The organism is Pseudomonas sp. SIMBA_068, from assembly GCF_046534705.1.
In the GTDB taxonomy this organism is placed as follows: Bacteria; Pseudomonadota; Gammaproteobacteria; order Pseudomonadales; family Pseudomonadaceae; genus Aquipseudomonas; species Aquipseudomonas putida.
Genome location: NZ_JAWRYI010000483.1, coordinates 1 through 273, shown reverse-complemented (window position 1 = coordinate 273; position 273 = coordinate 1). Strand labels below are relative to the sequence as shown.

The window sequence follows — 273 nt, the reverse complement described above, 5'->3', positions numbered from 1 at the left end:
ATAGGGCCGCCGGCCAAGCAGACCCTGCGTCACGCGCGTGGACTCGCGATCGAATATCGGTTGTTTCAACGCGCGGGTTGCCAGTCCCGCGTATTCGACAAAACCGTTGCGCGGACGATGGCTGCGGTAATTCGGAAAACGGGATCGATACAGTGTATTGGCCGCCCGATAGCGCATGTCGTGATAGGCACGCACGGCCAGCCGATATCCGGTGGCCTGCCCGAGCTCGCGCGGGGGCGTTACGCCGCGCTGATCCAGATACCACGCCGGATC

The 273-nt window shown here is 63.4% G+C and carries 1 pseudogene; it reads right to left on the bottom strand.

The features are described 5' to 3' along the window. A pseudogene (locus SB756_RS30060) lies at positions 1-273 on the bottom strand (hypothetical protein); the annotation flags it as partial.